We start from the raw sequence: 13,981 nt of genomic DNA on the forward strand, positions 1-13,981 counted from the left end.
GCAGTGCACATACCGCCAATCTCGAAAGCCCCTGCCCTATGCTAAAGGCCTGGACGTTTCTTCTTATGCCGCTAGTATATGTCATTTGGAGACAAGCGATACGGGGATCAGCATTTAGCTTCTCTTTAGGCTCCGATATGGATACCAATGGATCTGCCGCCGGCATCCACCGTTTCAAATGGATGCGCTCCGTCAAACTCAACGGTAGTCACTAGCACATTTTCACGCAATACATGTTCAAAAGCAGTCACTGCCGCTTTCAGTTCATCATCCAGCTGCAGCGTGAGCGCAATCCGTTTCTCGATCGCCAGATCCAGGCGTTTGCGGTAATCCTGCACTGCACGGACAATTTCGCGGACCCAGCCCTCCTGCTCAAGTTCAGCAGTGATTTCTGTGTTCAGTGCTACCGTGAGCCCGTAACCGGAAGCTGATGCAAAACCCGGTTTGGCCTGTTTCTCGACAAGCAGCTCCTCGGCAGTAATCTGCAGCTCTTCCCCTTCCGGCGACACGATGGCAATCACACCGTCCTGTACCGCTTTGCGGGTAGCGTCGCTGTCCATCCCTTTCAGGTAGCCTTGAAGGAAGCCTACGCTCTTGCCGTATTTTTTACCGGCTACCTTCAGGTTCAGCTTCAGCGTAAAATCAACAAACCCGCTGTCGCTGTTCTCCAGCACAATTCCCTTGACATTGATTTCATCCTTGATGATCTCTTCATAATCCGTTACATCAAAGCTGCGGTCCAGAGAAACGATCAGCTCGGACAGCGGTTGGCGTGTCTTGATGCCAGTCTCGTTGCGCACGTTGCGGGCAAGCTCGACAATGCCTCTGGCACTCTCCATATCCCGCTCCAGCTCAAGATCGATCAGACTCTCGTCGGCAGCCGGATAATCCGCCAAATGTACGCTTTCCCCGCCGCCAAGGTTCGTATAGATATCTTCCGACAGCATCGGTGTGAACGGAGCCATCAGCGTAGCCGTTGTGAGCAGTACATGTGTCAGCGTACGGTAGGCGTCCAGCTTCTCTTCGCCAAGCCCGCTGCCCCAGAACCGGTCGCGTGAGCGGCGGATATACCAGTTACTCAGTTCATCCACGAAGTTCTCAATCGCTTTGGACGAATTGACGAAGTCGTTGATGGCGAGGCCTTTTTCCACAACTAGAATCAGACTGTTCAAGCGGGAGAGAATCCAGCGGTCGAGCTTATGCCCGGATACCTTGAACGGATGTTCTGCCGGGTCGTAACCGTCAATGCCGGCATAAAGCGTCAGGAACGCATGCGTGTTGACCAGCGTATCCACAACCTTGGATTTGGTCTCCCCGACCAGACCGCGCGAGAAACGTTTGTTATTCCACGGCGCACTGTCGGACAGGATCGCCCAGCGGAAGGCATCGGTGCCGTATTCGTTCATGATTTCCCAAGGGTCAATGACGTTGCCTTTGGATTTGGACATTTTTTGGCCATTCTCATCGAAGATGTGGCCGTGGGCAATAACTGCCTTGTAAGGCGCTTTGCCCTTGAACAACGTCGATACCGCAAGCAGGCTGTAGAACCAGCCGCGTGTCTGGTCAATTCCTTCACAGATCATATCTGCCGGATACTGGTCGGCGAATCTGTCTTCATTCTCGAACGGATAGTGGCTTTGGGCAAACGGCATCGAGCCGCTGTCAAACCATACGTCGATGACCTCAGAAGTACGTACCATCACGCCGCCTTCGCTGAACGGGCTGCGCAGTTTGATGTTGTCTACATATGGCTTATGCAGCTCGATATCCTCAGCGACTTCGCCGATCGCCATCGAGCGGAGTTCAGCGATGCTGTGCGGCGCAAATTCTTTGCCGGTGTCCTGGCAAACCCAAACATTCAGCGGTGTGCCCCAGTAGCGGTTGCGGCTGATATTCCAGTCCACCAGCTCTTCCAGGAACTTGCCGAAGCGTCCTTCGCGCACATGGTCAGGATACCAGTCTACGGTGTTGTTGTTGGCGATCAGCTGATCTTTGATCGCTGTCGTTTTGATGAACCAGCTGTCTGTCGCATAATACAGCAGCGGAGTATCGCAGCGCCAGCAGAACGGATAGCTGTGCTCGTATTTCTCTTTATTGTACAGCAGCCCTTTTTCGGACAGCGCCTTTATGATATCTAAATCGCAATCTTTCACAAACCGTCCGGCAAAATCACTTACCACGTCAGTGTATTTACCAGAAGTATCCACCACATTGACAAAGCTGATGCCGTTATCGCGACAGCTCTTATAGTCATCCTCACCATGTGCCGGGGCCATATGCACGATCCCGGTACCGCTGGAATCCGTTACGAAGGATGCACCAACGATCACATTATGTTTCTCCGCCTGGATATAGCTAAACGGCGGGGTATAGCTTTGACCGATAAAGTCAGAGCCTTTGTGCGTAGAAAGAACCGTATACTCCCCTTTCAGCACCTCTTCCACGAGGTTCTTGGCCAGCACGTATACGCCGTCTTCCTGCTGCGCACGGACATATTCCATCTCCGGGTTCATTGCCAGCGCCATATGCGCCGGAAGCGTCCAAGGGGTGGTCGTCCAGGCCAGCACATAATCGCCGCTGCCATCCAGCTTGAACTTGGCCGTTGCACTGAGGTCCTTGACCGTCTTATAGCCCTGCGCCACTTCATGGGAGCTCAGCGTCGTCTGGCAGCTCGGACAGTACGGGCTGACGCGGTGTCCACGGTACAGCAGACCTTTCTCATGCACCGTAGCCAGGATGTTCCACACGCTTTCGATGTACGTATTATCCAGCGTCACATACGGGTTATCCAGATCGGTCCAATAGCCGATAGCTTCCGTGAACTCACGCCACTGCTTCTCGTAGCCGAACACGCTCTCTTTGCACTCTTTGATGAACTTCTCCACGCCGTACTCTTCAATTTCCTGCTTGCCGGAGATTCCGAGTTTCTTCTGCACGCCAAGTTCAACCGGCAGGCCGTGAGTGTCCCAGCCCGCTTTGCGCACAACGCGGTACCCCTTCATCGTCTGGTAGCGGCCGATGAAATCCTTGATGACCCGGCCCAGCACATGCCCGATATGCGGTACGCCGTTAGCTGTTGGAGGTCCTTCATAGAACACATAGTTCGGACGGCCCTCACGGTTCTCCATGGATCTGCGGAACGTATTCTCATCGCTCCATTTCTTCAGAATGCGGACATCTCTTGCCCGCGCTTTTTCTCTGACATCTACTTTTTGCATTGCTGGTCAATCCTTCCTTGGTTTAGTCTATAAAGCTGCTCGATCCCCCTAAATCCCCCTTAGCCAAGGGGGACCCCGAGGGCCCCGGCCCTCTGGACACCCGGAATATTGTCTAAACTCCAGGGAGAGGCGGATGTAGAGTTCATTTTGGTGTTGTCCCCGCTTGTCGCCGCAAGCGGCCCGCTTTACCTCAAGCACGCTAGGCGCGCAGCCTGCTCGCAGGCTTTGCTCTTGCCTTTGCCTTTGCCCTTGCCTTTGCCTTTGCCCTTGCCTTTGCCTTTGCCCTTGCCTTGGGCCCCCGGCCCGCGATCCCGTCAGGGCAGCGCTGGGTCGGGGTGCCCCCGCGGCGGGGGGGAGCCGCCGCAAGCCGTCTTTGCCTTTGTCTTTGCTCTTGCGCTTGCCTTTGATCTTGCCCTTGCCCTTGCCCTTGTCCTTGCCCTTGTCCTTGCCCTCGCTCTTGCCCTCGCCTTTGCTCTTGTCTTGGGCCCCCGGCCCGCGATCCCGTCAGGGCAGCGCTGGGCCGGGTTGCCCCCGCGGCGGGGCGCAGCCGCCGCAAGCCGTCTTTGCCTTTGCTCTTGCCCTTGAGCAGGAAAGGCCCCGCAGGCGTACCCGCCAGGGGAGCCTAAGAAGGGCCGCTCCCCCGTCGAACAAATCCCTACCCGTCCGCGGACGCCACTCTGCACAATGCCCTTGTTGCGGGTGTCCAGAGGGCGGCCAGCCCTTGGGGTCCCCCTTGGAAAGGGGGATTTAGGGGGATCGCGCCCCGCAACAACAAAAACGAGCGCCATCCCGCCCCCCAAGGGGCGAGACGACGCTCGCGATACCACCCTAATTCTGCGCTTCACGCACATCCTCAGGGGGAGTGTATTCAGCACGATCTCAGTTCCGCGCAGACAATCTAAACGCACGGGTCCGGGATAACGTCCGGCAGACGGCTAAACTTACGCACGAATTAACGCTTCAGCTCAGCTTCTAGGGGAAGATCTTCCGGCAAGGTGTGAACAATCGGCTCGCAGCAAACACCGACTCTCTGGAGAACGTAACCTTATCGTACTTGTCCCGTCATCGAATAATTATGGTACAGATATGTTTTAGTTATAGACGTTTTAAGACAAAATGTCAATATTCATAACCACGGTATAGCAGTGGCCGGAAAACAAGAGATATTCATCTCTCATGATATGCTCAGCTTTATTAGAAGGTTAAAGCACGTTCTCGCTGACTTCGCGGCTCTCCAGGGCATTCCAATCATCCTGAGACAGCAGTTCAAGCTGTGCTTCGACGAGAGTCCGGAAACGAGTGCGGTAGATAGAGGCTTGCTTGCGCAATTCTTCCGTCTCAATCGCTACTTTCCGGGATTTGGATAACGCTTCGTTGATAATCCGGTCAGCGTTCTTTTCCGCTTCCTTGATAATCAGCTGTGACTCCTTTTTGGAATTGTTCTTGACATCATCTGCCGCTTCCTGTGCGACGATGATTGTCTTGGACAAGCTTTCTTCAATATTCACAAAATGATCAAGGCGCTCTTGAATAGACAATAGCTGATTGTGCAGCTCCTTGTTCTCACGAATGACACTTTCGTAATCCTTGATTACCTGATCCAGAAATTCGTTGACCTCATCTTCATCATAACCGCGGATTCTCCGGGAGAATTCCTTGTTATGTATATCGAGCGGCGTTAATGGCATGCTGTGCACCTCCTAGAAATTTCAGACCTCTTATGCCCATGAAACATAATTTGTCCCGGCAGACAAAGAAGAAAGACTGTACTTTAAGAAGAAACGAACATGCCTGCCTGGATAAGGCGGCAAGTGTTTCTGCAAGAAAAATAAGGCTGGTTATCATTCCGAATGCCGTTTAAGGATCCGCCTCTTCTACAAGTATCGGCGCCCAGCTTTCAAAATGTTTGCTTCCCTAGAGATAATGAATTTCGACAAGCAAATCCGGATTCCTGCAAACGATTCAGACAAATTTGCCAACCTGAATCCGGTAACGGCCTTTTTTCGTCAAACTTCCGATCTCCAGAACCTTAAAACGGCCAAAACCTTGAATGGAGACCATATCGCCGTCTTTAAGTCCAAAGGAGGGGTCTTCCTCCACCTTCCAGTTCACCCGGACCCGTCCGGCTTTGATCGGGGCAAGTATCTTGCTCCGGCTGAGCCGGGTCACATCCGCAGCGATCCCATCAAGCCGCAAGGAAGCCACAGTCAACTCCATGATCTCAAGCTTAACCTCACTGCTCTTCAATCCGGACAACGGCAGAATCTCTGTGCTGACATTAATCCGGTGCACTCCGGTTAAATTCACGTCCAGGAAATTGGCGATATCCGCCGCCACTACAACATGACAGCCATCCTCAAGCACATGAATATCACCAATTTTGCCTCTTTTGATGCCCAGTCCAAGAATTGAACCCATATAGTCGCCATGCTCCAAGGCCAAAAACTTCTGTTCCCCGGAGGTAATGGCAAGCACCTTGAGTTCCATATCTTCTTCTGAAAGGTCACGGTAATCTGGTGCCACCATTGCCCGCTTCCGTTCAGCATTTTCTGAGCCGCCCTCCCATCTTACAGCAACATCGGGATGACGGTTCACAAGACTCTGCAGAATATAGCCCTGACGGGGATCGAGAAATTCAGTCAGCTTGAGCTCATGATACTCTCCTGCATGAGTGACCCATTCCCAGGCCTTGTCCACAAATTGCCGTTCGTCAGGGTGAAAATGACCATAGATTTCATTCTTCATGTCATTAACGGAAGAGCAGGCCCACAATGGAATGCAGACCGCCTTGTGCAAATTGAAGCACAATCAGCGCGATGATCGGGGAAATATCCAGCGTTCCGAACAGCGGCGGAATAATCCGGCGGAATGGACTCAGATAAGGCTCCACGAGCTTGCCGAGCAGCTCTCCGATGAAATTGTCACGGACATTGGGCAGCCAGGACATGAGGATATAGAAGAAAATCATGTAGTAGTAGATCTTGAAAAGTAAATTAATAATTAAATCGATTTGGGACAAAGCCCGTTCACCTCATTCTGTTGTAGTCTTGATCGTCACCCAGAATTTCCGTTATGGAACCTTGAATTTCGACCGTATCCGGTGTGCACATAAATATATTGCCCCCAATTTTGGAGATTCCTCCACCCAGGGCATAAACAGTTCCGCTGAGAAAATCAATAATCCGCATCGCCTGGTCATTGCGCACGCGCTGCAAATTAATTACGACTGTGCGGTGCGAACGGAGATGGTCGGCAATTTCCTGAGCTTCGTCATAAGAACGGGGCTCATAAAGCACTACCTTCACATTTTTTTGCGAATGGATACTGACGACGTTGGCCCGCTGGTTTTTACGGTTTTCTACAGGGGCGGGCTCGTATTCATCCTCTTCACGGGAAATCTGCTCCCGCTCCACAATTTCCTCTTCCTCCTGCAAGCCCAAAAAGCTCATAAATCGGTTCATCACGCCCATCAAGCTCCCTCCTCATGACCTACTAATACCGTTCCCAGGCGCACCCAGGTGGCTCCTTCCTGTATCGCCACTTCAAAATCATTCGACATTCCCATCGACAGCTCTTGTATAGGCTCAGGTGTCAAAGCTAGCAGATTGAGCGCATCGCGCAGTTCGCGGAGTCCGCGAAAGACCGGGCGGGTAAGCTCGGGATCCCCTTCATAAGGCGCCATCGTCATAAGGCCGATTACTTTCACACGATGCAGAGGAGCGATTTCACGCAAAAATCCAGGCACCGCTTCAGCAGATAAACCAAATTTCGTATCTTCTCCCGAGATATTCACCTGAAGGAAGACGTTTACGTCTATACCGGCGGCCTCGGCCTTCTTGTGCAATTCCTGTGCCAGTGAAAACCGGTCCAAAGAGTGTATATATTGAAATTTGCCGATAACGTCCTTTACCTTATTGGTCTGCAAATGACCGATGAAATGCCATGTACCTTTGTTGCCCAGGGCGTTCCATTTATGTTCGGCGTTCTGCCAGCGGCTTTCGGCAATGTCCTCAAGACCCGCTTCCAGCACAGCGGATACCGTTTCCAGCGATACATATTTCGTCACTGCGATAACCTTGACGTCACTTGCATCCCTGCCGCTTGCCGCACAAGCCCGTTCCACACGTTCCTCGACCTCGGCTATTCTTTCTTGCAGTGTCAAACCCAACTTTCAGCTCTCCTTTATTCCGATCCAGCTCGTCATTCTTCCTGTAACTCCGTTTTCCTTGCGGTATGAGAAGAAGAGATCACTGTTACAGCTTGTACACCAAGTTGTACATTCGATATGAGTCGGCAATATTCCTGCTTTAATCATAATGCGTCGATTCATTTCTTTCAAGTTCAGCATGCTTTTGCTGTCATCTGCATCCGACTTCCTGTATAAGACCGGAGCGTTCTCAGCTAAATTCATTGTGTTAAATCCATCCTCCAACCGGCGGACATGATTCATTACATAATCATCGACCTCATAACAGCATTCACCGATAGAAGGTCCAATGGCTGTCAGGATATCCTTTGGACGGCTGCCGTAGACCTCACCCATTGTGCTGACCATAGCTCCGGCAATTTCTGCTACAGTCCCTTTCCAGCCCGCATGCGCAAGACCGGCCACCTGCTGCAAAGGATCATAGAAATATAGCGGCACACAGTCCGCATAAAAGGAAGTCAGCAGCACCCCCGGCACATTGGTCAGCAGCCCATCAGTGGACTGAAAGGCGCTTGCTCTGTCCAGATTGCCGTATCCTTGGTTCTCTTTGGTAACAACCGCAATATTTTTTCCATGAGTTTGTTCCCCGCATGTCCATGAATCCAGTGTAAAACCGAGACTCTCGGCGAGCATCCTCCGGTTGCTGATCACATCTTCCACGTCATCGCCGACATGAAGAGCGCAGTTGAAGCTGTCATACGGCGCCTTGCCCGCACCACCTTGTCTTCCTGTAAAGCCGGCAGTAATTTGAGCATGTGCTGAACACCACGGCTCCAGATGAAGCTGCACAGGCGTTCTGTCGATTTGTACGAACGGTTCCATCTTCTCACCTCCGCCTAAGTGTACCACAAGACCTCCCCACAAAGTGGTGTTTAGACTTCGAAGCTTACTCAAGTACTTTACAAAGCCCCCGCACAATCTCTTGGTTATGGGCTGCACTTCTTACATAAGCTCTATACCCGTTTCCGTCAAAAAAAGACGCACCCGGTTAATATGTGCGCCTTTCACTACGGTCTCCCCGTTCCAAATACATCGTTTCCCGCTCTTCCTGACCTTGGGGCATTCTGGACTCCTCTATCTTTACGAGCACAACATCAGCACCAATCTTAACGATATTCCTCCAGGGAATGATCAAATCAGCGCCACCTCCAAAGAGCCCCATAAACCGTGTGTACCCGGGCACAATAATTGCATCAATAACTCCACGGCGCAGATCGAGCTCCAGATCACTGATTTGCCCGAGCCGCTTGCCGTCGACAATGTTAATGACATCCTTGGTCTGAAAATCGGAGATTTTCATTTTTTTGCCTGTGCCTATTGAATCTTCGTTCACCTCGCCACCCCTGTACTTTCAGACATATAGTCCAATATATGTTGTTCGGGCTTGGCAACATGCAATGCAATATATATTTTCCAATACGGTTCTACATACAAAGGGGTATCCAAAAGGGTTTTAAGCCCCCAGGATACCCCTGCTTCATCTATCGCTGTTACTCAGGTCTTCACATGCTTTTGCATTTGCTGGATAGCCGATTTCTCAAGTCTGGAAACCTGGGCTTGAGAGATCCCAATCTCATCGGCGACCTCCATCTGGGTCTTGCCCTCGAAGAAACGCATGGACAGTATCCGCTTCTCGCGTTGTCCCAGTTTGCGCATCGCTTCCCGCAATGCAATTTCCTCAATCCAAGAGACATCTTTATTCTTATCGTCGCTAATCTGGTCCATCACATAAATCGGGTCCCCGCCGTCATGGTAGATTGGCTCGAACAAGGAGACCGGGTCCTGGATGGCGTCTAAAGCAAAAACCACATCTTCTTTCGGAACTCCCAGCGCCTCGGAAATTTCAAAAATCGTCGGCTCCCGGGAATTCTGGTTCGTCAGACTGTCACGCACCTGCAGCGCCTTGTATGCGATATCCCTGAGCGAACGTGATACCCGAATCGGGTTATTATCGCGCAGATACCGGCGGATTTCACCGATAATCATCGGTACTGCATAGGTGGAAAACTTCACATTTTGCGATAGATCAAAATTATCGATGGCTTTCATCAACCCGATGCAGCCTACCTGGAACAGATCGTCAACGAACTCTCCCCGATTATTGAACCTTTGAATAACACTAAGAACGAGTCTAAGGTTACCATTTACCAATTTCTCTCTGGCGGATCGCTCGCCCTGCTGCTGCAGCGAAGTGAACAGCTCCCGCATTTCCACGTTTGTTAGAACGGGCAGCTTGCTGGTGTCCACACCGCAAATCTCGACTTTATTTCGGGTCATGATGATTTACCTCCCAAGGAGAAACATTACTGTACATTATCTCCCCGGTCCGGCATTTTATTCCTTGCTGATTTATGCTCACACCATCTTGTTAAACTCCTTGCGCAGCCGCTTGATAATTCTTTTTTCCAGACGCGAAATATAGGATTGGGAAATACCCAGCAGATCGGCCACATCCTTTTGCGTTTTTTCTTCTCCCCCGCGCAGTCCAAACCTTAGCTCCATAATCAGGCGTTCCCGCTCACTCAGCTTCTCCAGCGCCTTCTGCAGCAGCTTCCGGTCCACTTGCTCTTCGATGTTCCGGTAAATGGTGTCGTTCTCGGTGCCAAGCACATCGGAGAGAAGCAGCTCGTTGCCGTCCCAGTCAATATTTAGCGGTTCATCAAAGGACACCTCACTCCGTGTCTTGCTGTTGCGCCGCAAATACATCAGGATCTCATTTTCGATGCAGCGTGAGGCATAGGTAGCCAGCTTGATTTTTTTCTCCGGATCAAACGTATTGACCGCCTTGATTAGTCCAATGGCCCCGATAGAGACAAGATCTTCAATGTTGATGCCGGTGTTCTCAAATTTCCGGGCAATGTACACAACGAGCCGCAGGTTGCGCTCAATCAGCATAGCCCGGACTGCCGCATCGCCGCTGGACAGCCGCTGCAGCAAATACTCCTCCTCTTCCCTCGTCAAGGGAGGAGGCAGCGCCTCGCTTCCACCGATATAATAAATTTCCTGGCTTTTCAGCCCCAGCAGAAACAGCATGCGGTAATATTGCAGTTGCAGCGCTAACTTCCATTTGACCATTCTTGTTCCTCCTCCAAGAAGTACACAGTAACCCTGTGATATTTCTTATCCCATCCATTTCCTGCTGCCCTGCCCCAATTCTCTTTGTCCGATATTAGGATTGAAATGCCAAATGCTTCTGCGGTTATCAGCATGGCAGCGCCGCGTCAGCAGCCTGTTCTCTTTGGGCGAGGTCAGGATGTATGACCGCCCGGTACGCGCCGTCTCCCGACAGTGTCCCGCCATCCAGCCCGATGAGCACTCTTTTGCTGTAAAAGGTCTCCTCACCCAGCTGTATCTTCACAAGATCCGGCTTCAGCGCAAGCATAAAGGATGAACCACGGTTGATCCCCCTATAAGGGACAAGCCGCATCCTGTCCTGCCAGGCAAAAGACTGCCCGTCCGTTTCCAACAGAAGGGTGTCTGCGCTCGTCTGTGTCAGCCTCCCTTTCCATGAAGCAGGCAGATGGCCTTCCCAGAGCGACGCCTCCATCACCATTACCGGAATCCGCGTCAACGGATCACTGAGCCGGTTCCCTGTATCCAGCAGCCCTTGACAGACCACAGTTACGCCGTCAATTTCCACAGTTACCTCACCAATGTACGATTCGAGCTGCTCCCTGCGGATCCGTGAAGAATGGAAGAGCTTAAAGAGGAGCAGTACCAGCGGTAAGACCGCAAGCACAAACCAGAAACCGATCTTCATCCGGTATGCTTGGCCTCCTGAAGAGGTAAACAGAATACCGTTCCAGATGTCGCCTGAGCTCTGCAACAAATAGTGAATACCTACAATGCCGCCGGCTGCTGCAAAATTAATAATATAAAAGGCCCCCAATATGCGGAGGTAGCTTTGCAGACTCCTGAATCCAAAGGCAATCCACAGCATGACTACCGACAATCCGAACTTAATGAGGAAGGTATAGAGAAAAGACAGCTCCGGTACGAACATCATCACTACATAAAGCGCGCCAACCAGCGCGGAGAGCGCCAGTCTCCACCAGGAGACCTTAAGTTTGACCAGCCAGCCTGTCAGCCATAGAAGAATGCCATCGATCAGCAGATTGGCAGCGAAAATCAAGTCAATATAAACTACCAATACATTCACCTGCCTAAGGGCTGCTATCTATCCTCAAGGCCGGGGATCAGGCTCTCTTTTTGGACGATAAGATTAGTATAGGAACTCTCGCATTCAAAGTCTGTCTAAACTTGGGGGGCGTTCTTGAGGTTTTTTTGTCGAGTTATAGCGTGAAGCATATAAATTCTTTTATTTTCAAAAAAGCCAGCCTCTAAATCTAAAGGCTGACTTCAAAATTCCTATTCTTAAATTCACTTCATAGACTCTAATTCTTCATCTGTAAGACCCGTTGCCGTTCGGATCGCATGATAGTCCAGTCCCATCGCAAGCAGATTTCTTGCCACTTCCAATCTGGCTTCTAATTCCCCTTCTAACTTCCCTTCCAGCTTGCCTTCCGCCTTACCTTCCTCTAAACCCGCAGCTCTTCCTGCCGCTCTTCCCTCAGCCAATCCTTTAGCAAAGCCCTCTGTAAGCGCTCCGTCTCTTTGCGAAGCCTCATCCAGCAAAAACTTCTGGCGGGCTTCATACTTCATGCGGGCCTCCTCATCCTGGCTCAGGAATTGCAGCGTATCCATTGCCTTTTTCAAGACAGGCTCATTCATGCTAAGCACCTCCCAATTCGAATCGTCTATTCCTTTCAGAAACAGCAGCCAATTGACCAAACCGACTTCACCGGGAACAGGCGTATGCTCCAGCTTCGGCAGCTCCAAGAAATGAATTTCAATATCGTCTGCGAGCGGAGTTCCATTCCTATCTTCCCGCAGATGAAACACACTATGAGTATGCTCATTGGGCAAAACATTATAATTTAATATATTGATGGTCACACACTTTTTGAGATCTTTATACTTGCCCGTCTCCTGCAGCTGGCCCGAATATCGTTTGCTCCAGTAATAAAGCGTGCGCTTCTCAATATCGTATTTATTAAATAGCTGCATTTCGATATTGATCAACTTGCCTTCCTCGGTCTTGGCCCATATGTCGAATATCGATTGCTTATCCAGCGGATCATCCTTATCCGTGTATGGATTCAACAGCACCACTTCATTCAGCGGAGGTTCCCCCGCATCCGAAAAAATCCCGTTAAGAAAAGCCAACAGCACATCCTTATTGCCCTCACTTGCAAAAATACGTTTAAATACAAAATCAACCCGGGGATCAAGCAGTTTCATTGTATCCTCTCCCGCTACTAGTATTATAACAGCCGGTAAACCAAAAAACACCGTATCCACCCATAGCTGATCGCTAGGGAGATACGGTGCTTCCGTAATCTATTACACTATACTATTTTATTAGTCGTTATTGCCGCGCGTACGGTTGCGCAGGAATGTTGGAATGTCCAGCTGGTCAGAGGCCGTCTGATTGCCAAACGGACGCAGATTGGCATTCTTATCCGGCGCAGCAGGTTCGCTGCTCGCCGATGGACGGCGGGCTGGAGCAACAGGTGAAGGTTTGTGTTCAAAGCCGGTAGCGATTACCGTAACTTTGATTTCATCCTTCATGCTTTCCTCAATGATGGCACCAAAGATCATATTCACTTCAGGATCCGAAGCAGAGGTAACGATCTCGGCTGCTTCATTCACCTCATACAGGGAAAGGTTGGAACCACCCGTAATGTTCATGATGACGCCGCGAGCACCTTCAATGGAGGTCTCCAGGAGCGGACTCATGATCGCTTTGCGGGCCGCCTCCGAAGCACGGTTCTCGCCGGTGGCAATACCGATACCCATAAGAGCGGATCCGCGTTCTGTCATAATGGTCTTCACATCGGCAAAGTCAAGGTTAATCAGACCCGGAACAGCAATCAGGTCGGAAATGCCCTGTACCGCTTGACGGAGCACGTTGTCCGCTTCGCGGAAAGCTTCCAGCATCGGTGTTTTCTTATCAACAATTTCCAACAGGCGGTCATTCGGAATAACGATTAAGGTATCTACTTTTTCTTTCAGTGCTTCGATACCCAGTTCTGCCTGATTGGAACGTTTTCTTCCTTCAAAAGTAAACGGACGGGTTACAACACCCACCGTCAGCGCTCCGCATTCTCTGGCGATTTCAGCAATCACAGGCGCTGCGCCTGTACCGGTGCCGCCGCCCATACCAGCGGTAACAAATACCATGTCCGCGCCTTTAAGGGTATTTGAAATCAGATCACGGGACTCCTCGGCCGCTTTCTTGCCCACCTCAGGATTGGCACCCGCGCCAAGACCCCGGGTCAGCTTGTCCCCAATTTGCAGTTTATGCTCCGATTTGGCCATATGCAGCGCTTGGGCATCTGTATTAACTGTGATGAATTCCACACCCTGAACGCCATTTTCAATCATCCGGTTGACAGCATTGCTACCGCCGCCGCCCACACCGATGACCTTTATTTGCGCCAAGCTCTCCATTTCAAAATCAAATTCCAACATATTGTTCCATCTCCCCCTCAAT

General features: G+C 51.0%; 13 protein-coding genes. All 13 read right to left on the minus strand.

Annotated features, from left to right (window positions below; all coding sequences use genetic code 11):
* Window positions 1–125: 125 nt before the first annotated feature.
* Window positions 126–3,218 (minus strand): isoleucine--tRNA ligase, encoded by a 3,093-nt coding sequence (gene ileS, locus ACQ76X_RS06085; protein WP_438492289.1) that lies wholly within the window; start codon window positions 3,216–3,218, stop codon window positions 126–128.
* 1,202 nt (window positions 3,219–4,420) lie between these two features.
* Window positions 4,421–4,906: a DivIVA domain-containing protein gene (locus tag ACQ76X_RS06090; RefSeq protein WP_038595344.1), complete on the minus strand. Its 486-nt coding sequence runs from the start codon at window positions 4,904–4,906 to the stop codon at window positions 4,421–4,423.
* Between the two features lie 274 nt (window positions 4,907–5,180).
* A complete protein-coding gene (locus ACQ76X_RS06095) occupies window positions 5,181–5,963 on the minus strand; it encodes an RNA-binding protein (RefSeq protein WP_438492477.1) in 783 nt (260 codons plus the stop codon).
* 4 nt (window positions 5,964–5,967) lie between these two features.
* Window positions 5,968–6,237 (minus strand): YggT family protein, encoded by a 270-nt coding sequence (locus ACQ76X_RS06100; RefSeq protein WP_438492291.1) that lies wholly within the window; start codon window positions 6,235–6,237, stop codon window positions 5,968–5,970.
* Between the two features lie 7 nt (window positions 6,238–6,244).
* On the minus strand, window positions 6,245–6,688 hold the full coding sequence (locus ACQ76X_RS06105; protein ID WP_038595346.1) for a cell division protein SepF: 444 nt from the start codon (window positions 6,686–6,688) through the stop codon (window positions 6,245–6,247).
* The gene (locus tag ACQ76X_RS06110; RefSeq protein ID WP_438492478.1) at window positions 6,688–7,380 is read right to left on the minus strand and encodes a YggS family pyridoxal phosphate-dependent enzyme; all 693 of its coding nucleotides are present in this window, start codon (window positions 7,378–7,380) and stop codon (window positions 6,688–6,690) included. Before ACQ76X_RS06110 ends, ACQ76X_RS06105 begins: the two co-directional genes overlap by 1 nt.
* A gap of 9 nt (window positions 7,381–7,389) precedes the next feature.
* Window positions 7,390–8,247: a peptidoglycan editing factor PgeF gene (pgeF, locus tag ACQ76X_RS06115; protein WP_438492293.1), complete on the minus strand. Its 858-nt coding sequence runs from the start codon at window positions 8,245–8,247 to the stop codon at window positions 7,390–7,392.
* 166 nt (window positions 8,248–8,413) lie between these two features.
* Window positions 8,414–8,725, minus strand: a complete 312-nt coding sequence (locus ACQ76X_RS06120; protein WP_038600462.1) for a YlmC/YmxH family sporulation protein — start codon at window positions 8,723–8,725, stop codon at window positions 8,414–8,416.
* A 194-nt stretch (window positions 8,726–8,919) separates the two neighbouring features.
* Entirely contained in the window at window positions 8,920–9,702 is a 783-nt protein-coding gene (gene sigG, locus ACQ76X_RS06125) for an RNA polymerase sporulation sigma factor SigG (protein ID WP_038595349.1), read from the minus strand.
* A 78-nt stretch (window positions 9,703–9,780) separates the two neighbouring features.
* Window positions 9,781–10,500: an RNA polymerase sporulation sigma factor SigE gene (sigE, locus tag ACQ76X_RS06130; protein ID WP_038595351.1), complete on the minus strand. Its 720-nt coding sequence runs from the start codon at window positions 10,498–10,500 to the stop codon at window positions 9,781–9,783.
* A 127-nt stretch (window positions 10,501–10,627) separates the two neighbouring features.
* Window positions 10,628–11,575, minus strand: coding sequence for a sigma-E processing peptidase SpoIIGA (gene spoIIGA / locus ACQ76X_RS06135; protein ID WP_438492295.1), 948 nt, complete (start codon window positions 11,573–11,575; stop codon window positions 10,628–10,630).
* A 230-nt stretch (window positions 11,576–11,805) separates the two neighbouring features.
* Window positions 11,806–12,726 (minus strand): Rpn family recombination-promoting nuclease/putative transposase, encoded by a 921-nt coding sequence (locus ACQ76X_RS06140; RefSeq protein WP_438492296.1) that lies wholly within the window; start codon window positions 12,724–12,726, stop codon window positions 11,806–11,808.
* A 120-nt stretch (window positions 12,727–12,846) separates the two neighbouring features.
* The gene (gene ftsZ, locus ACQ76X_RS06145) at window positions 12,847–13,959 is read right to left on the minus strand and encodes a cell division protein FtsZ (RefSeq protein ID WP_340896972.1); all 1,113 of its coding nucleotides are present in this window, start codon (window positions 13,957–13,959) and stop codon (window positions 12,847–12,849) included.
* Window positions 13,960–13,981: the final 22 nt, after the last annotated feature.

It is taken from the genome of Paenibacillus sp. IHBB 3054 (genome assembly GCF_051594305.1).
GTDB lineage: Bacteria > Bacillota > Bacilli > Paenibacillales > Paenibacillaceae > Paenibacillus_AQ.

Excerpts from the sequence above, each read along its gene's own strand:
- ACQ76X_RS06140 (WP_438492296.1), bottom strand. The coding sequence starts at position 12,726 with ATGAAACTGCTTGATCCCCGGGTTGATTTTGTATTTAAACGTATTTTT.
- ACQ76X_RS06090 (WP_038595344.1), bottom strand. The coding sequence starts at position 4,906 with ATGCCATTAACGCCGCTCGATATACATAACAAGGAATTCTCCCGGAGA.
- ACQ76X_RS06095 (WP_438492477.1), bottom strand. The coding sequence starts at position 5,963 with ATGAAGAATGAAATCTATGGTCATTTTCACCCTGACGAACGGCAATTT.
- ftsZ (WP_340896972.1), bottom strand. The coding sequence starts at position 13,959 with ATGTTGGAATTTGATTTTGAAATGGAGAGCTTGGCGCAAATAAAGGTC.
- ACQ76X_RS06120 (WP_038600462.1), bottom strand. The coding sequence starts at position 8,725 with ATGAAAATCTCCGATTTTCAGACCAAGGATGTCATTAACATTGTCGAC.
- sigE (WP_038595351.1), bottom strand. The coding sequence starts at position 10,500 with ATGGTCAAATGGAAGTTAGCGCTGCAACTGCAATATTACCGCATGCTG.
- ileS (WP_438492289.1), bottom strand. The coding sequence starts at position 3,218 with ATGCAAAAAGTAGATGTCAGAGAAAAAGCGCGGGCAAGAGATGTCCGC.
- pgeF (WP_438492293.1), bottom strand. The coding sequence starts at position 8,247 with ATGGAACCGTTCGTACAAATCGACAGAACGCCTGTGCAGCTTCATCTG.
- sigG (WP_038595349.1), bottom strand. The coding sequence starts at position 9,702 with ATGACCCGAAATAAAGTCGAGATTTGCGGTGTGGACACCAGCAAGCTG.
- ACQ76X_RS06105 (WP_038595346.1), bottom strand. The coding sequence starts at position 6,688 with ATGGGCGTGATGAACCGATTTATGAGCTTTTTGGGCTTGCAGGAGGAA.